Here is a 17,931-nt window from a genome sequence, read left to right on the forward strand (position 1 = left end):
ATTTTATTTTTTTATATCATTTAATATTTTATAAGTAATAACAATTAATAATTATGTTATTTTGTAGATTTTGAATTTTTAAAAATAGTTTTATAGTAATGTTTTTTTTTTGGTGGTTAAAAAATGTATGGGATGAAGATTATTCTTCATCATCTTCAGCAGATTCATCAGCTTCTTCAACTTCTTCAGCTTCTTTTGCTTTTTTCTCAGCTTCTTTCTGTGCTTTTAGTTCAGCTTTACGTGCTTCTTTTTCTTCTGCTTCTTTCTTAGCTTTTTCTTCTGCTTCTTTCTTTTCCTGTTCTTTACGTTCCACTACTTTGTTAACGTATGCTTCAATTTCTTCTTCGCCAAGTTTTCTGTATGTTGCAGTTTCTTTGTCTACTACTGAAATTTCCACACTATCATCTGCTACTTTTCCATCGGTGGCTTTGTAAATTCCTTCTATTGCTAGATCAATCGCATCATCTAATGAAATGTCGTCTTCGTATTTGTCTTCGAAGAGTTCAAGTGCTTTTTCACGTCCGAATCCTATTGCTGTTGCTTTGTATTCTACTAATGCTCCGCTTGGGTCTGTTTCATAGACTCTGCATTCTCCATCGGATACTCCTCCGATGATTAATGATATACCGAAAGGTCTGATTCCACCGCTCTGGGTGTACATTTGTTCTAAGTCGCCAATGTATTTGGCTAGTCCTGTTACGGATATTGGTTCGTGGTATTGTAATTTGTTTACTTGTGCCTGTCTTCTTGCAATATCTACGAGTCTTCTTGCATCAGCTACTAGTCCACTGGAGGCAGTTCCTATGTGTTCATCTATTTTGAATATTTTTTCTATTGATGTTGGAACTACTAGTTTGCTTTTTACTTTTTTGTCTACTGCAAATATTACTCCATCTTTTGATACTATTCCTACTGATGTTGTTCCTCTTTTTACTGCTTCTCTTGCGTATTCTATCTGGAATAAACGTCCATCTGGGCTGAATACAGTAAGTGCTCTGTCATATCCTGCTGTTGAAAATTGTTGCATTTAATAACCTCTCCTTTTGTTTTTTTGTTATTAATTAAAGTAATTAACTTTTTTATTTATTTTTTTGTGTTTACATTAATTATTATTACCTTATGTTATTAATATATTTTTTTAAGAGAGTATTTTTTTTTATACTTAGTATAATTGTTATTTTTTTGGTTCTTTGTTGTTTATTCTTTGTGATTTTTTTTATTTTATTTTATATTTTTTTATAAAATATTCATCTTTTTTTGTTTTATTTTATATTTTTTTGATTAGTTCCTAATATTGTTCATAAATATTTATATATCAGTAATACTATATTTATTTATACCTAACAGGGTATGGTATATTTATAAAATTAGATGTGAAAATGTGAATGAAAAATTAGAAAATGTTCTGTCTGCAACAATAGCAGTTATATTTGCAATTGGAATAATCTATTTAATTATTACATCTATGATGTAATTTTAAAACATAATATATTTATTCAATAATTCTTTTTTTTAAAATTAGTTTTTTTGAAATCAGGTATTGTTTAAAAAAATAGTGCTTAGGATAATGAATGTGTTAGTGGTGTTTGGTGAATGTTTGTTTTTCTTTTTTCATTTCCTAAGTTTTTTGTTGTTTTTTTGGTTTTTTCTCTTATTTGTGATAAGTGTTCTAATAGTAATGCTAGTATTATTAATATTGAGGCTAGGATTTGAAATATTAGTATTCCTATTTTTTTGAATAGGTTCATTTTTATCACCTTGTTTCTTTTATTTTTTTTTATTCTATTATTTTGGATGTTTTTTTCCTGTTTTTTAATAGTATGTTAAGATTAATACTATACCTATACCCCTTAAGGTATATTGTATTATATATCTTACATACTATATAAAGTATGTCAAATAAAATTGATAAAAATTTTAAATTTAATTTAATTAATTCTTTTAAAACAAAATCAATACCAAAAAAATAACAACAATAAAAAACAATCAAAAAGTTAAAAAAAATAGGAAAAATATAAACTCAAAAACTATTCAATAAACTTCTGAGCATAACTTATAACATTATCAACAAACTTGCTGCTACTACCAAGATAAGTATGAGGATCTAAAATTTCATCAATCTCATCCTGACTCATATACTTAGTAATTTCCTCCTGTTTGGAAACCATTTCCCTAAGACCAGTATTCTCTTCATAAGCATCCATAGCACATCTTCTAACAATACTATAAGCACTCTGCCTACCCATACCCTTCTGTGTAAGTTTAGACATGAATCTTTCAGCCATAACAAGACCATTACTAGCATTAAGATTTCTTTCAATATTCTCATCATAGAAATCTAATTTAGAGAATAACTTAATTGACAAGTTTAATATATAATCAGTTAATATTGCAGATTCAGGTAAGATAATTCTTTCACATGATGAATTGGTAAGGTCACGTTCATGCCATAATGGATTGTCCTGAAGTGCAGCATTCACATATGATCTGACAACACGGGATACTCCACATATTCTTTCACCAGTAATAGGATTTCTTTTATGTGGCATAGTACTACTTCCCATCTGTTTTTCAGGATCAAATTTTTCTCCAACTTCCATAATCTCAGTTCTTTGAAGGTTACGTACTTCTAATGCCATTTTTTCTAATGTACTGCAAAGGTTTGCAAGGGTCATAACATATTCTGCATGGTTGTCTCTTTGAACAACCTGGTTAGATATGTGCACAGGGTTAAGTCCTAAAATCTCGGATACTCTTACATGTATATCATATCCAGTTTCTCCAAGAGCTGCTGTTGTACCAACTGCTCCAGTCATCATTCCTACACATACATGTTCCTTGGTAAGGTCTAATCTTTCAATCTGACGTGTTAATTCATCAATGTATATTGCAAATTTCATTGCATATGTTGTAGGTAAAGCGTGTTGTCCATGGGTACGTCCTATTGTAACAGTATCTTTATGTTCTTCTGCTAAGTCGATGAGTATTTTGATGAGTTTAATTATTTTTTCTCTTATGATTTCTATTGATTCTTTTAACTGTAATGATTGTGATGAGTCTATGATATCATTACTTGTAGAACCGTAATGCACGTATTCTCCTGCACCATTGTCACATACTTCTTCTAGTGCTTTCATTAGTGCACCAATATCATGGTTTGTTGCTTTTTCTATTTCATCTACTCTTTCTTGTTTAACGTATTCTGTTGTTGCTTTCCTGTTTATTTCATCAGCTGCTTCCTTAGGTATTAATCCTATTTCTCCTTCTGCTTTTGCTAGTGCAGCTTCTACTTTTAACATGTTTTGTAATTTTGATTCCTGTTCCCATACAGCCTTCATTTCTGGAGTACCATATCTGAATTCTATTGGATGTATTGCCATAATAATCAGTTAAATAATTTTTTTAATTAATAATTCTTTAAAATAAAGTTTTGTTATTTATAGGTTTATTTTTCAAAATACATATTTTTTCTGAAATAATTTCTTGGGATAAAAATAGTTGATTTGTTAGGGGAGGTTATATTTTTGTTTCAGGGATTTTATTGTTCCTGATGTTCCTATTGTATGTACTGTTATTCTGGTTTCTCTTTGTCTGAAGATAGTGTTGAATGAGGTTATTGCTTCTTCTTCGTATCCTCTTTGACATTTGACTATGACATTTTGTTGGAATCTTTTGCTGTTTTTTATTTCATTTGTTTCTATTATCCATAGGTTTATTTTGCTTGATTCTATTTCGCCATATAGGTTTATTATACTGTTCCATAGGATGTTTGTAATGTCCTCTTTTTTTATTCTGTTTTGGCTGTATATTTTTAGTGCTATGTATCTTTTTTTCTCTCTCAGTGTTGGGGGCAATATTTTTAATTTCATATTATCATCAGCATGCAATAAATATAGGTTTAGTCCTTGATTATTCTTACACCTTGAACAATACTTTCCTTATGTATTGTTATGTTTTCAATTATTTCTTCAGGGTATGTTGTCATGCATTTTTTTGCATAGTTTATATCCATGTCTAACAGTTGACTTAGCAATAGCATACTTCTAGGAGATTTCACATCATAAAAAGATTCACTACCACTACTAAGAACACACCTAAAATCATACTTTCTCTGCAACATAAGCAACTGATTAATCTGATTAATAATTTTAGCCCTAAAATAACCCCTATGTTCCAGAACATCTCTAAAATTAATATTAACACTAATATTATTCTCAACAAGAAGCTTGGCAAGCACATGATTAAGACCACTATTACGCTTATTACGATAAGGATGGTTAATAATATCAATCTGAGGAGTTTCACAAATAATCCTGTTTAAACTTTCATCCCCACCATTAGCCATTATCAAATCAACCTTTCTATAACAACGCTGAACCTCTTTTCTTAACAATTGAGGATTAGCCTCATCAATAACAATACCATGATATAAATCAAGAGTCGTGGATTCATTCAATTCTTCAAAAACTTCCCTTAAATTATTATCAAAATACTTCTTCGAATCATAAAAGATGCATGCACCTTTAAATCCAAATGTTTCTAAAGTTTCAACAACATCTTCTCTTGGAATTATATTAAAGTCATAAAAAATAGTCATAAGATTAAATCCTAGGAAATTAGTATTATAAAAAAAAATTTTTTAGTTATAAGAAGTTAAAGATTTTATGAGCAACCTTAATTGCATTTTCTTTACTTACCGGATAACTAGCAATTTTTATTCTGACATGTATTGCATCACCAGAATAAGTTAATCTGATTTTTTCATCATAAGCTGATTGCTTATCAAAGCGCAGAAACAAGTTTCCTTTCTCATCAATTCTACGATTTAATTCTTCCTTAATAATCTTCTTATCTTCACTGGATAAGTTATTATTTAGGAATGCAATAATGTCTTTGTTAGTTCGTTTTTTGGTAATTTTTTCTGTTAAAATAGTTATCTTATTACCAAAATAATCTTCATTTATGGTTTTTTCTGGTAAAATAGAAGGAAAAAGATGACCTATGGCGGTCATTACTTTTTCTTCATCTTCGGTACCATAAACAAAAGTTCGATAGGAAATGTTATGAATCATCTATCTAACCTTTTCAGCACCTTTACCTTTGTGACGTAATCCTCTACCTTTTTTACCAGCACTGGTTAAACCACGGAATGCACGTCTTGTATGTTTTTTACTGCATATCCAATTGATTTTGTTGTCGTGTTGGATTTCTGGGCGTTGTGGATCAACTAGGATTACTTCATAGTATTTTGCTTTACCATCTTCCCATACCCAGTAGGAATTTAGAACTTCTAAGTTAGGATATTTACGTGCAACACGTTCTTCTGCCATTCTTTGAATGGATTTTGCACCAGAGATTTTGTTAACACCCATTCTTTTTGGATCTCTACCGTTTTTGAATCTGGATTTTCTTCTTGATCCTCTTCTTACTCTGATTCTTGCTACAACATATCCTGTTTTTGCTTTGTAACCTAATTTTCGAGCTTTATCAATTCTTGTAGGTTTATCAATTCTGATAATTACAGGTTGTCTTCTCCATTTAGGTAATCTTTCTCTCATTAGTTCTTTTACGTATGATTCGCTTGGGTTTTTCCATGCATCTTGCATATGTTTATACATTAATATACACCTCATTGTTCAGCCGTTTGGCCACATCCAATTTATTTTATTGTGTATTTAAGGGATTATTTTTTCTCCCTCAAACTTAAACTAATCCTATTTTTCTGATTAGTTTCTTTATTATATTCATTTTCTGGGAAGATGATTCCCATATTGTTTTATATAATAGTTTAGAATATATTGTTGATATAACATCATATATTCTATATACTATACAATATATGTTTAATGTAGTATATTAATTGTTGGTTTTATTAGTGTTGAAAAACAGATTATGATTATTGACGAGGTATTATTTATGGAGTTTTGTCCGAAGTGTGGAAAGGTTTTACTGCCTAAACATAACATTTTGCACTGTTATGGTTGTGGGTATGAGAAAGTTATTAGTGATGATAAAAAGAAGGATTATCTTATAGAACAGGATGTTTCTGATAAGCAGAACATTATTGTTACTGGGGATAAGGTTAATACTATGCCCACTACCAGTGGCTTATGTTATAGGTGTCATAATCGAGAACTGGAATGGTGGATGGTTCAAACTCGTAAGTCTGATGAGGCTACCACTATATTTTATCGTTGCACTAAGTGTGGTAATACGTGGCGCAGGTAAAAAAAAAGGAATAGTTTATTTTGAAAAACTTAATGCTATTTTTTCTATTTGATTTTCTATTGCATTAGTGGTTTTTCTTGGGTTTTTATTAAACATTGAGTTATATTTTTCCCTGGTTTCAGTTATTTCTAATAACTCTTCAACTTTCTTGACGTCTTCACTTTTACACATCCAACCCTTTGTTTTTCCAGCTACATTGTCTAGGTTATCGAAATCTTCTGGTGTCATGTACTGGAAGTATGATTTTATTTTGTGTTTTTGGTTTTCGTTTAGTGTTTGAGTTACTTGGTAATATTTGGTTGATGTGTTGCAGTCTAATGTTGAAAGCTTAAGTTTTAACTCTTCTTCATCATTATTAATCATAACATAATTTCTTATATACTTCATATATACTATATTTTTTGGTATTTATTTTACCAAGAATTTATACAATGTTTAATAATTGCAATATTTTTTATAAAATATAATAATCACAGTTTTAAAGATTAATGCCAAAAAATAATTAACCCTTTTAAAAATAAATGAATAATTTCCATTACAAAAAACACAAAAAAACAAACCAATCCAAAAACATCATTTTCCAAAATAACACCCTGAAATCATTCAACACAAAACAAATAATTTTTATAAAATTCCATTTTTCTCGAAACCAAACAAGGAAAACATAACAAAAAAAGCATCACTAAAAACAATAAAAGGGGGAGAAAAAACATAAAAATTGTTAATTAACTATAAAGGACCCTTATTCTCACGGCCTTCACGAATACCCGTACCAATCTCACGCCTCATCTGATCAGGCTTAAACAACATCTTAACAAGATTATCAGCATGCTGAGTTGCCCTGTTAAACATCAGCTCCTTCAAATCCTTATCATCCTTACCCTCATCTTCATGAACAAAAACTTCCAAAATATGAGTATTAGTCATTAACTGAGCCTGAATCAACCCAGTACTAGCCTCATGAGCACATAACTTATCAATCTTCTCTCCACCAGGCATACCAAAAGCCATAACAATATCACAATTTTCTTCTTCAATCAATTTCTTAGCAGCCACAGGCAAATCCTTAACACCAGGCACATAAGACTCAACAAATTTAACACCAGTAACCTGTTTCTTAATCTGCTTAATAGCAGCACTAGCCATATCATAACGGGCAAAAGTAGTACTGCAAATACCTATCCTCTTAGACATTAATTAACAACTCTCCCAATAATACAATCAAATAATTTTGTTTATAAAAATTTAACTTCCTTCACTTCAAAAGATTTTTTAAGCCTTTCCAGATCAATACTACCAGTATGGAACATCTCACCAGTAACCATATCATTCACAATAACCTGAGCAGGAGCAAACACTTCCTTAGGTATCTTATAGAAATCACCATCAGCTTCTTTAAAGAATTCTAGGAAACTTTTACCATAATTTTCTGATGAAGAAGAAGGTAAATTAACAGCCAATTCTTCTAAACTTTCACCTTCATCCGGTTCAATATAATAATAGGTTCTTCCACCAAAAATAATAGCATCATTAGTTTTTCCCATAGCCTTAAGAGTATCAGGATCAACAGGAGTAATCGGTGTGATACCAGCAGCATAAGTAATTTTTGTAATATCAAAGCCCATCACTTCATACATCTTATAAACTCCAACCTCTAAAGCACGACCAGATATCTGGATAGAACCAACAAGTGATGATGTAGGAGCAACAAGTATTGTTAAATTTTCAGTACTAACTCCACATTCACTGGCAATAAACTCTGCAACTTCCTCAGTAGGTAACTTATTTGCTTCAAGTGTAATAACTGCTATATCTGATTCTTCAGTATAACCTGTTAATTCATAAATCTTATCATCTTTAAACTTATGTGCCTGTGCAGGACCTGAACCCATAGCATGATAACCATTCACACTAATATTCCAGCCAGCCTTCTGTGAACCAAGAGTTGTTAATGCAGGAAAATCAGTTTTAACTTTAACTGCAGGCATGGCCATTATGTCACTTAAATCTCCAGGAATTGATATACCAACATCACATATTCCACCAAGACACACCTTAGTGAACAGTTCTCCACCTTTAATACTGCCCTTTGCTTCTACACCACAATCAATAACTAGTGTCCCATTTTCTAGGGTGAATGATTTTAGTTTTAATTTTTCTTCATCTTTAACCATTTTGTCAGCTATTTTTTTAGCTTCTACATTCATACTTTCACTCATAAACGGTATCTCCTATAAAAAATAATTTAAAATCTGTCAAAATTAGTTTAAATCAATAGTTTTATTCTAATCTCTTCAATATAGCTCTATATAGTCTTTATTAATAATAAATGTTATGTAAAATAATCAATACATCACCATTTTTTCAAAATTTCCCTACATTTATCCCAGTCATGTTCATAAATATGAAGACTCATAGCATGATGAACCATATTCACTAACTCGGTACCAGTATTCTCCGCAACATAATAACCAACCTCCCTAATACCAAACAAATTAGGAAAAGTAGCACCACCACAATCATTACTTCTGAAAAAATCAGTCATGTAAAGTTCATCATTCCGAATCAAAAATGCAATCTCCTGTAAACAAGGAATCTCATCAACCTTATTGTCCTGAATAGGATCTATAGTAATAGCAATAGCCCTTCTGGACTCACGACAATTATTTAACTTATCAATACAAGTATCTATCTGATCAATATCAAAATATTGTCTTAACCGGTTACCATAAGTATAAACAAAACCCTGCTCATTATCTGGGTCAAGCAACTCCTGTTTATATGTTTCAAGCCTATCATCATGCCATGGAGAACATTCCGGAATAGTATCATCACCAGGATTAGTAATTTCAATCATAACATTTTGTATTTCCTTAGTCAAACTACCCCTTTCATCAGTAACTTCATTACCTTCAAGCATAATCTTCTTAACACAAGTTAACCATGCATTCGCAATATTATTTGACCTAATAAATTTTGCCATACTACAAACCCTCCTCCTTAATTTCCTTCAATAAATTTAATTTTCCTTCACTTAACTCGTTACTTAAAGTTCTCATACCACAATCAGGGTCAATAATAATATTATCCTGCTTAATAATATTCTTAACACTACTAACAGTACTTCGAACATCTTCCTTCTCATCAATACTGTCAAGTTTAGTGTTCACACAGCCAATGCCAATATATTTATCCCTACTGGATGACCATTCTCTTTTCAAATAATCTATATTCTGTGGCATTCCAGAGAATTCAAAATCTAAAATGTCCACATTAAAATCCAACAAGTCACCTAAAACATCCTTTAAGTCACCACAAACATGTAAAATAACGGGAATGTCCAATTCTTCACTAATTATTTCTACGGCAGTTTTAGAAACATTAATATCCTCCGCACCAGTGGAAATAAACGGTTCATCTATCTGTATAGCACAGGCACCATTATTCTCCAATTCCTTTGCTTCAACAAGTAATGCTCTTGCAATATCATAAATAGCATTTTCTTTACTGGAATAAAAGTTTTCAATCAATGATGAATGAATGAGGGTGGTTGGCCCGGTTAAAATACCTTTAACTCCCTTTGCCTCATGATTAAAAATATCCTCCAATGGAGCATTTAATTTAAACATGGGATTTAATGATTTTGCTGTTTTAAATGCTAACTTAAAATCTTTCACAGAAATTGGGTGTGGTGCTGGAGTAATTTTTCCTTTAACATAAGCAGTATTATCCTCTATTCGAAATCCATTAATCTTGCTGGCAAAAATTTTCACCATATCTTCACGAACTTGACCATCACAGATAATGTCAATGTCTGCTTTAACAAATGCCTCTACCGAATTAATGATTGATTGTTTATATGGGTCAAATAATCCAAGAGTTTCACTAAGCTTTTCATTAAAACCATTGGCTTTAAAACTGTGTGTAGGATAACTGCCGACTACTGTTGTAATTATGGTCATAGTATTATATATCCTAAAAATTTATTTTATAATTATTAGTTTGTCTAAAAAAAGTATTATATTTTTAACTGAAAAAAAATGTGGGGGGTGATGAAAAAATGTTAACGTTTAGTTGTTACTATATGTGATAAAACCATAGCACTTAAGAATAAATAAGTAACTAACGCTGAACCATTAATTGTCCTTGTAATAATGAAAAATCCAAGAATCGTCTGTGCAATAAATGCAGCTAATGATCCCGTAAGTAACGCCTCACGTCCAAGGAATTTCTTGTTTCCACGTTCACGCTGAATCCTGTATTTGTTCAGAACTTTAATTCCAATAATTATTACGGATATTATCCAGATTACTGTTATTGCTAATGCAATATAACCAAAATCGTATCCTACTCCAAAAATTCCTGGCAAGAAGTAGTCAATAACGTCCTTCTTGGTTACCAGTATTCCGTAGAATAACGGGAATGGTAATCCGAATAATGTTACAAATGTTAATGGTAATGAAATATATCCATCACTGTTTCCTAGACCAGCATTTCCCCAATAAGTGGAATTAGCTGTATGTCCCCAGAGGTTTGTGTTGTCCAGTACCAGTTTTAAACTTGATAATTGGTTATTACTCATACGGTCAATCCTTGAAAGAGGACTTATAATCTGCATATCTAATAATTGTGCTAATCCTTCCATTAATCCAAATACTAATAGTAATCCAACAATTATTAAGAAAATGTTACGTACATTTACATATGATGTTTCTTTCTTGAAATTTTTACTAATTATTAAGAAACCAGCTATTAGGCCAAGAGCCCACATTATTAAGAAGTCACGATGAACTACTGCTCCGAAAAGAGTTATTCCTGCAGTAATCAAGTATAATAATAATCTGATGTTTGATGTTTTGGAACCTTGGCCTTCTATCACGGGTATTATCGACCACGACGTTACCACAACCAGTATAGCTAGAGGACCATACGGGTGGGTGAATTCGTGATGATTAAACATAGGCAGTACAAGACATGCTGCATCTATTCCGAATAGAATTGTTAAACCAACACCTAATATTAATGACAGAACAAATACTAAACTGAAATTTAAAGGAATAAAGTTCAATAACAATAAAACTCCTAAATGTATCAGAATAGCAAATTCTATGATTAACATCAAGTGACTTGACGCTATTAATGCCATATAATCATCTATCCTTAAAATAATTCATTTATTTTCAGGAAACTAAATTAATTTCCTATATTATTTAACTATATTTATATTAATACTTTTTAATATTAAAATATTGTTAAAATGTATATGGAATAAGTACATGAAAAAAATAGTTAAATTTATTATATTAAAAAAATAAATAATAAAATAATTATGGGCTAGTAGCTCAGCCTGGTAGAGCGTCGCCTTGGCATGGCGGAGGCCTCGGGTTCAACTCCCGACTAGTCCACTCAATCTAATTTTTATGTTCATTATAAGTTTTATAAATTTCATCAACAATCAAATCAATAAGATTATCAGTTTCTAAAGAATGATTACATGGTTTTTCATTCAATAATTCCTTAGACAACTCAATAATTTCATTTAAATTTTTGGAACGCTTCATAAAACCTTTACTAATATAATAAGTGTCAACAGACAATTGTTTCCCAGGATAACATGAAATAACAGGAGTTCCAAGCAAAGCTGCCTCCCTATTCATAGTTCCCCCAGCACCAATAACAAGATCCGCCTTTTTCATAAGACTAAACGTATCAACAGGAGTCTTAATAATATGAACATTCTCCAAATCCTCAAAAAGTTCACCCTGAGTCCTAAAACGAGGAATTACAAGAATATCTGCCTGATCTTTCAAAGCATCAACAATTGGAGTTAAAACAGACTTAGTACAATCAGCATCCAAATATGATGCAAGAGAAGGCTCCGGCCTCATCAAAATAATCTTTTCATTATTCAACTCCAAACCAAGATCATCAAGAATATTCTCATTAAATTCAAAATCCTCCAAATGAGTAACCTCACACGTACCATTATATCTAACAATATCATTAGGATTCATACCAAAATGAATAGTATTCCAAACATCAAAAATTTCCGGAATAATTAACTTATTAGTTAATGGAAGAGTTAATTTATTAGCAGCAATAGCATGTTCATTATCCAGAACAAAAATGTTAGGAATTCCCAGCCCAAAAGCTACCCGAGGTAATTCTATTGAATGCTTGGTAATTGCTATGTCAATATCTTCTTTTGCTATAAATTTGGATAGTTCATAAGCTCGCTTAGTACTAGATAATAACTTCTCTTCAAGAGTAACACCATGATTACCAATAGAAGTATATTCTAAACCAAAAATATCCAGTAAATCATGTATATTAGAGAAATCTCTTGCCGTAATTAAAACTTCATGACCATCTGCCTTCAATCTTTTAATAATTCCATTAAAAAATCTTACATGTGGCGAATTAACTATATCTATCCATATTTTCACAACAATCACCAAAAAAAATATAATAAAAAAAAATAGTTGGTTACAAAATTCCAATTATTGCTCTTGGAACTTTTTGTATAAGTCAATAATTTCCTGTACACCTTCTCCAGTTTTTAAACTACATTTAACAACTGGAATGTCAGGGTTTATAGTTTTAATGTCTTTAACCATTTTATCTGCATCTGCGCCCACAGCATCAGCTAAGTCAACCTTGTTAACTATTGCCATGTCAGCTCCTTTAAATATCATAGGATGTTTTTCTGCAGTGTCGTCTCCTTCGGTTACACTAATAATCACTGTTCTTACATGTGCACCAAGATTAAAGTCAGCAGGACAGATAAGGTTTCCAACATTTTCAATAAACAATATGGAAATGTCATCTAAAGGAACATCAGGCAAAGCGTGTTCAATAAGATGTGCATCAAGGTGACATTCTTTTCCAGTGTTCAAACCCTTAACTGGAACATTTTTATCTTCTATTCTTTTAGCATCAAACTTACTTAGAATATCTCCAGCTATTACTCCAATATCATCATCCATTTCATCAATTAATTTTTCGAGTAATGATGTTTTACCTGATCCTACAGCACCCACAAGGTCTACTGCAAACACTCCTTTTTCATCAAATTTTGTTCTATTGTCATATGCTAATTTATCATTTGCTTGAATAATATCCTGTTCTATTTCTATACTTGCTACATTATGCATTTTCATCATCCTTCTCAATTTTTATAGTTTTAATGTTACATTCCTGGCCCTGTAATATATGTACTCTCGTATTTTTACATTCCGGGCATGTTGCAACAGTCATTAAATGATCCGTATTTTCATCTGTTTCTATTGATCCTGTAAATCCACATGATTCACATTCAATCTTTGTAGGAATCATATTGATTATTATTTTAGCATCTTCAAAGATGGTTCCTTCTCTGAGAACATCCATCATAAACCTTAACTGTTCCGGATTTAGCATAGTCAGTTCTCCAACTTCAAACACGGCTTCATTAATTTTTATGGCATCATTTTTCTTTGCAGTATCAAGTATGGCCTCAACCATACTATTAGCCATTGATAATTCATGCATGGTATTTTTGCTCCATTATTTTGAATTTATTTTTTTTTATTTCATATTTTTTTATTATTTATTAATATTTATTTTTATCTTTACTCTAATTTAATTATAATTATTTTATTCAAAAATAAAAAATTAAAATATTTTAAAAAAGAATAACAAAAATTCATATAACAAGAAAATATTATCTTTCAAAAAAAAATTTAATGATAAAGAGGATAAAAATAATGATAATAGGTGGATCAGCTTCACAAGCATTAGCAGCACAAGTTGCAACAGAATTAGATGATAAATTATGTAACGTTGAAACAAAAAAGTTTCCAGACGGTGAAAGATACCTGAGAATAAAAGAAGAAATACCAGAAGATGAAAAAGTCTGCGTAATTCAATCAACAGGATATCCACAAGACGAAAACATGATGGAACTATTCTTCATATTAGACACATTAAAAGATATGAACATAAAAGACATCACAGTAGTATCACCATACCTCGGATACAGTCGTCAAGAACGCAGATTTAAAGAAACAGAATGCATATCAGCAAAAGCCACAGCAACACTCATACAGAGTATGGGAATAAAACGATTAATCTCAATAAACCTCCACGAAGAAAGCATATGTGACTTATATGACATACCAGTAGATAACTTATCAGCAATGCCAGCAATAGCACAACACATAAAAGAAACATTCAACGAAAAACCAGTAATACTAGCACCAGATAAAGGTGCACAAAACTTTGCTAAAGAAATAGCAACAATACTAGACACAGATTATGACTACCTTGAAAAAGTACGCTTATCACCAGAAGTAGTTGAAACAAAAACAAAAAACATATCAGTAGAAGATAAGCAAGTAGTAATAATAGATGACATCATAAGTACTGGTGGAACAATAGTAAACGCAATCAACATACTTAAAGAACAGGGAGCAGTATCAGTAGATGTATTCTGTGTACACCCAGTTCTCGTAAATGATGCAGTAATAAAAATCAGTGCTGCAGGAGCAAGAAGTGTACAGGGAACAAACACTCTAAAAAGTGAAGTTTCAAATATAAGTTTAGCACAAACAATTGCTAACCACTTAAAATCATTATAAAAATGCTATTTTAAAAAAAGAAAGAAATGATTAGAATTCAAATTCATCATTTCTATAATTATTTTTACGATAATTGTTGTTATCATAATTATTTCGGTAATCATTGTTATAATTAGTTTTTCTATAAGTATTTCTCTTATGACCTTTCTTATAGTTATCATTAGAATAATTATTTCTCTTATAATTATCATTCTTATTATAACCATCATTCCTGTGTGGATTAAAATTTCTGCTTCTTCTAGAACGTTTATTATGGTTTCTGAACTTTTTCTCAGAATTATTATTGGATTTTTCACGAGGACGTGCAGGTTCTATATGAACTCTTTTATTCTCAATATATGTATCTCCCATAAATCTATAAAAATCTGAAGCATTTGCATCAGGAATTTCTACAAATGAGAAATTATCAAAAATGTCAATATTTCCTATTTGATGACCGTTAAGTCCTGTTTTTTCATGAACAGCATTAAGGATAGTGCCAACATTTATGTTCTGTTTTCTTCCAATACTCATAAAGAATCGTACAAATCCTTCATGTGCATCAGTATCTCCAAATTCTTCCTCTTTATACTTACTATCATCCATTATGCCCTTAAGTAATGTTGCAGCAATATCGATGGAATTATAATCCTCTTCGATAAGTTTTTCGATAATGTATATTTCCTTTGAAATGTTCTCTGTTTCTATACGTTCTTTTAGTTGTTCAATAAAGTTATCCTTTTTAACTTCGGCAACATCACTAATTGATGGTATAGGTGCTTGATCTATCTTAGTTTTTGCATAACGCTGAATATCTCTTAATTGATATATTTCACGGCCTGAAACAAAACTAAATGCTTTTCCGGTTTTACCGGCTCTTCCTGTTCTGCCTATCCTATGAACATAATACTCATTATCGTTAGGAATATCATAATTAAATACTGCTTCAACCCCGCTTACATCAATTCCACGTGCGGCCACATCAGTTGCAACCAGTATTTCCAGGTTTCCACGTTTAAATTTATGCATCACACGATCTCTCTGGTTTTGTGTCATATCTCCGTGTAATCCATCTGCCAGGTATCCTCTGATTTGCAAGTGACTAACAAGCTTATCTACTTTTCGTTTAGTGTTACAGAATACTAATGATAAATCAAAGTTATTTAAATCTAATAGTCTTGATAATAATTCTAGTTTCATGTCTTCTTTAACTTCAAAGTATTTCTGTTCCACGTCTGGTGTTGTTAGTTCATGTTTTGTAATTTTAACAATTTCCGGGTTGCTCTGATACCTTTTGGCTAATTGCATAATTTCTGGAGGTAATGTTGCTGAGAAGAGTAAAAACTGTCTGTCAAATGGTATGTCTTCTAATATATACTCTATATCTTCTCTAAAACCCATATCCAACATTTCATCTGCTTCATCAAGAATAACTGTTTTTATAGCACTTAAATCAATAGTTCTTCTATCAATATGATCCATAACTCTTCCAGGAGTTCCAATTATTACCTGCACTCCTTTTTGAAGAGCTTTAATCTGTCTATCTATAGGTTGTCCTCCATAAACTGGGAGCACATCTATTTTTGGAAGGTATTTTGATAATTTTCTTAATTCTTCAGCCACTTGTATTGCTAATTCACGAGTAGGACATAAAATAATTGCCTGTAATCTCTTATTGTTACTATCTAAATTTTCTAGTAAAGGAATTCCAAAAGCTGCTGTTTTTCCAGTTCCGGTCTGTGCTTGTCCTGTAACATCTTTATGTGCTAATATTTGAGGTATAGCTAATGATTGTATGGGTGATGCTTCTTCAAATCCCATATCTTCCACAGCTTTCTGAATTTCGGGGGATATATTTAAGTCCTTAAATTTTAATTTTTCCATTATTAAGCTCCTTTCTAAAATATAATTCTTACTTATTACTCTATTGGACTTACGATTGACACGGGCGTGTCAATTATTCTAATTAATACTTTTTAAAATTCTTTAAAGTTTTTACTTTATATATTCATTAGTTTATAAAATTAGGATTTACATTTAATCCTTAATATAATTATGATTAATTTAATTAAAAGTATTTTTTGTTAAAAATCAGTATCAATAGCAAAATGAAAATTATCTGTAAGTAACTGATTTATTAAACAGAAAGTTCAGAGTCCAAAAAATTAATTATAAAAAAATAAAAGTAATTTTGGTGGGGGTGGAGAGTTATGGATATAATAATGAATCTTCAATTTCATATGCATTATATTTTTGAGCAATCTTATTAACAGTACCATCAGAATACATTTCATCTAACGTTTTCTGAACTTGATTTTTAAGGTCATCATTTCCCTTTTTAAATGCAATACCATACTGTTCAAAAGCAATAGGTTCATCTAATATCTTAAATTTATCGGCACTTTTCTCTTTTATATGATATTTTGCAAGAGGAACATCTACTATTATTGCATCACAAACACCAGATTCCAGATCCATAAATCCAGTATTATATTCTTTAATCTTAGTTAAAGATTTAAAACTATTCATCAAGCTTCGTTTCTCTTTCTCAAGAACATTCAGTGCTGAATGGCCTTCCTGAATTTCCACGTCTTTATCTTTTAAATCTTTTTGTGATGAAATATTTGAGTCAGCCTTAACAACTACAACTTGGGTATTGTTAAAATATGCTTTGGACCAGGTATATTCATCTTCCCTGCCATTAATTGTAAATTCACTCCATATACAATCCATCATTCCAGAATTTAGTTCAGTATTCTTAGTACCCCAATTAGTTATAGGTTGTGGAATAAAAGTCCAATTGTTACGTTCACAAACTTCTTTAGCTAGTTCAATATCAAAACCAGTGTATTCTCCATTATCAGCTTGATATCCGAAAGGAGGAAATTCTGAATTAAAACCAACTACAAATGATTTTTTAGAATCTAATGAATTAGAATTTTCTGCACAGACACAATTAGTTATTGATAATACAAATAATGAAATGATTAGTAATGTAAATAATTTCCTGAAAATTGTAATTCCTCCATTACCTGTTTAATAAATATTTTTTAATTTATAAGTAATATATGTAATGGATTACACTAAAAAAAAGGTTAAAGGGATA

At 30.8% G+C, this 17,931-nt stretch carries 19 protein-coding genes, 1 tRNA gene and 1 pseudogene; 3 read left to right on the forward strand and 18 right to left on the reverse strand.

Annotation, left to right across the window (positions count from 1 at the left end; all coding sequences use genetic code 11):
* Window positions 1-277: 277 nt before the first annotated feature.
* The 7 genes and pseudogenes from psmA to PXD04_RS20400 all read right to left on the reverse strand — a co-directional run.
* Window positions 278-1,027: pseudogene (gene psmA / locus PXD04_RS20370) on the reverse strand (archaeal proteasome endopeptidase complex subunit alpha); the annotation flags it as partial.
* 532 nt (window positions 1,028-1,559) lie between these two features.
* Window positions 1,560-1,748 carry a hypothetical protein gene (locus PXD04_RS20375; protein WP_323736644.1) on the reverse strand — a complete coding sequence of 63 codons (189 nt, stop codon included), beginning with the start codon at window positions 1,746-1,748 and terminating at the stop codon, window positions 1,560-1,562.
* Window positions 1,749-2,027: 279 nt separating this feature from the next.
* Window positions 2,028-3,380 carry an adenylosuccinate lyase gene (purB, locus tag PXD04_RS20380; RefSeq protein ID WP_323736645.1) on the reverse strand — a complete coding sequence of 451 codons (1,353 nt, stop codon included), beginning with the start codon at window positions 3,378-3,380 and terminating at the stop codon, window positions 2,028-2,030.
* Between the two features lie 126 nt (window positions 3,381-3,506).
* A complete protein-coding gene (locus PXD04_RS20385; RefSeq protein WP_323736646.1) occupies window positions 3,507-3,869 on the reverse strand; it encodes an Rpp14/Pop5 family protein in 363 nt (120 codons plus the stop codon).
* 29 nt (window positions 3,870-3,898) lie between these two features.
* The gene (gene rnp3, locus PXD04_RS20390; RefSeq protein WP_323736647.1) at window positions 3,899-4,597 is read right to left on the reverse strand and encodes a ribonuclease P protein component 3; all 699 of its coding nucleotides are present in this window, start codon (window positions 4,595-4,597) and stop codon (window positions 3,899-3,901) included.
* Window positions 4,598-4,643: 46 nt separating this feature from the next.
* On the reverse strand, window positions 4,644-5,072 hold the full coding sequence (locus PXD04_RS20395; RefSeq protein WP_323736648.1) for an RNA-binding domain-containing protein: 429 nt from the start codon (window positions 5,070-5,072) through the stop codon (window positions 4,644-4,646).
* Complete coding sequence (locus PXD04_RS20400) at window positions 5,073-5,618, reverse strand: 50S ribosomal protein L15e (RefSeq protein WP_323736649.1); 546 nt, start codon at window positions 5,616-5,618, stop codon at window positions 5,073-5,075.
* 298 nt (window positions 5,619-5,916) lie between these two features.
* Here PXD04_RS20400 and PXD04_RS20405 point away from each other — a divergent pair, with 298 nt between their 5' ends.
* On the forward strand, window positions 5,917-6,228 hold the full coding sequence (locus PXD04_RS20405; RefSeq protein ID WP_323736650.1) for a transcription factor S: 312 nt from the start codon (window positions 5,917-5,919) through the stop codon (window positions 6,226-6,228).
* Between the two features lie 15 nt (window positions 6,229-6,243).
* On the opposite strand, the gene PXD04_RS20410 is transcribed toward PXD04_RS20405, so the two are convergent.
* The 6 genes from PXD04_RS20410 to PXD04_RS20435 all read right to left on the reverse strand — a co-directional run bounded on the left by PXD04_RS20410 (window position 6,244) and on the right by PXD04_RS20435 (window position 11,374).
* The gene (locus tag PXD04_RS20410; protein ID WP_323736651.1) at window positions 6,244-6,591 is read right to left on the reverse strand and encodes a hypothetical protein; all 348 of its coding nucleotides are present in this window, start codon (window positions 6,589-6,591) and stop codon (window positions 6,244-6,246) included.
* A 366-nt stretch (window positions 6,592-6,957) separates the two neighbouring features.
* A complete protein-coding gene (gene ribC / locus PXD04_RS20415; protein ID WP_323736652.1) occupies window positions 6,958-7,422 on the reverse strand; it encodes a riboflavin synthase in 465 nt (154 codons plus the stop codon).
* Between the two features lie 41 nt (window positions 7,423-7,463).
* Complete coding sequence (gene mch, locus PXD04_RS20420; RefSeq protein WP_323736653.1) at window positions 7,464-8,447, reverse strand: methenyltetrahydromethanopterin cyclohydrolase; 984 nt, start codon at window positions 8,445-8,447, stop codon at window positions 7,464-7,466.
* Window positions 8,448-8,581: 134 nt separating this feature from the next.
* Window positions 8,582-9,211 carry a thymidylate synthase gene (locus PXD04_RS20425; protein WP_323736654.1) on the reverse strand — a complete coding sequence of 210 codons (630 nt, stop codon included), beginning with the start codon at window positions 9,209-9,211 and terminating at the stop codon, window positions 8,582-8,584.
* A 1-nt stretch (window position 9,212) separates the two neighbouring features.
* Window positions 9,213-10,190, reverse strand: coding sequence for a methionine synthase (locus PXD04_RS20430; protein WP_323736655.1), 978 nt, complete (start codon window positions 10,188-10,190; stop codon window positions 9,213-9,215).
* Window positions 10,191-10,291: 101 nt separating this feature from the next.
* Window positions 10,292-11,374: a hypothetical protein gene (locus PXD04_RS20435; RefSeq protein ID WP_323736656.1), complete on the reverse strand. Its 1,083-nt coding sequence runs from the start codon at window positions 11,372-11,374 to the stop codon at window positions 10,292-10,294.
* A 185-nt stretch (window positions 11,375-11,559) separates the two neighbouring features.
* On the opposite strand from PXD04_RS20435, the gene PXD04_RS20440 reads away from it, so the two are divergent.
* Window positions 11,560-11,633, forward strand: a tRNA-Ala gene (locus PXD04_RS20440).
* A gap of 6 nt (window positions 11,634-11,639) precedes the next feature.
* Here the strand turns inward: PXD04_RS20440 and PXD04_RS20445 are convergent.
* From PXD04_RS20445 to hypA, 3 genes are read right to left on the reverse strand one after another with little or no spacing between them, the layout of a single operon-like run.
* The gene (locus PXD04_RS20445; protein ID WP_323737489.1) at window positions 11,640-12,683 is read right to left on the reverse strand and encodes a DUF354 domain-containing protein; all 1,044 of its coding nucleotides are present in this window, start codon (window positions 12,681-12,683) and stop codon (window positions 11,640-11,642) included.
* Window positions 12,684-12,728: 45 nt separating this feature from the next.
* A complete protein-coding gene (gene hypB, locus PXD04_RS20450) occupies window positions 12,729-13,382 on the reverse strand; it encodes a hydrogenase nickel incorporation protein HypB (RefSeq protein ID WP_323736657.1) in 654 nt (217 codons plus the stop codon).
* A complete protein-coding gene (gene hypA / locus PXD04_RS20455) occupies window positions 13,375-13,758 on the reverse strand; it encodes a hydrogenase maturation nickel metallochaperone HypA (protein WP_323736658.1) in 384 nt (127 codons plus the stop codon). The genes hypB and hypA overlap by 8 nt, the downstream gene beginning before the upstream one ends.
* Window positions 13,759-13,973: 215 nt before the next feature.
* Here hypA and PXD04_RS20460 point away from each other — a divergent pair, with 215 nt between their 5' ends.
* Window positions 13,974-14,846: a ribose-phosphate diphosphokinase gene (locus tag PXD04_RS20460; RefSeq protein ID WP_323736659.1), complete on the forward strand. Its 873-nt coding sequence runs from the start codon at window positions 13,974-13,976 to the stop codon at window positions 14,844-14,846.
* A 30-nt stretch (window positions 14,847-14,876) separates the two neighbouring features.
* On the opposite strand, the gene PXD04_RS20465 is transcribed toward PXD04_RS20460, so the two are convergent.
* Entirely contained in the window at window positions 14,877-16,709 is a 1,833-nt protein-coding gene (locus tag PXD04_RS20465) for a DEAD/DEAH box helicase (RefSeq protein WP_323736660.1), read from the reverse strand.
* A 324-nt stretch (window positions 16,710-17,033) separates the two neighbouring features.
* Entirely contained in the window at window positions 17,034-17,846 is an 813-nt protein-coding gene (locus PXD04_RS20470; RefSeq protein ID WP_323737490.1) for an amino acid ABC transporter substrate-binding protein, read from the reverse strand.
* Window positions 17,847-17,931: the final 85 nt, after the last annotated feature.

Source organism: Methanosphaera sp. ISO3-F5 (genome assembly GCF_034480035.2).
GTDB lineage: Archaea > Methanobacteriota > Methanobacteria > Methanobacteriales > Methanobacteriaceae > Methanosphaera.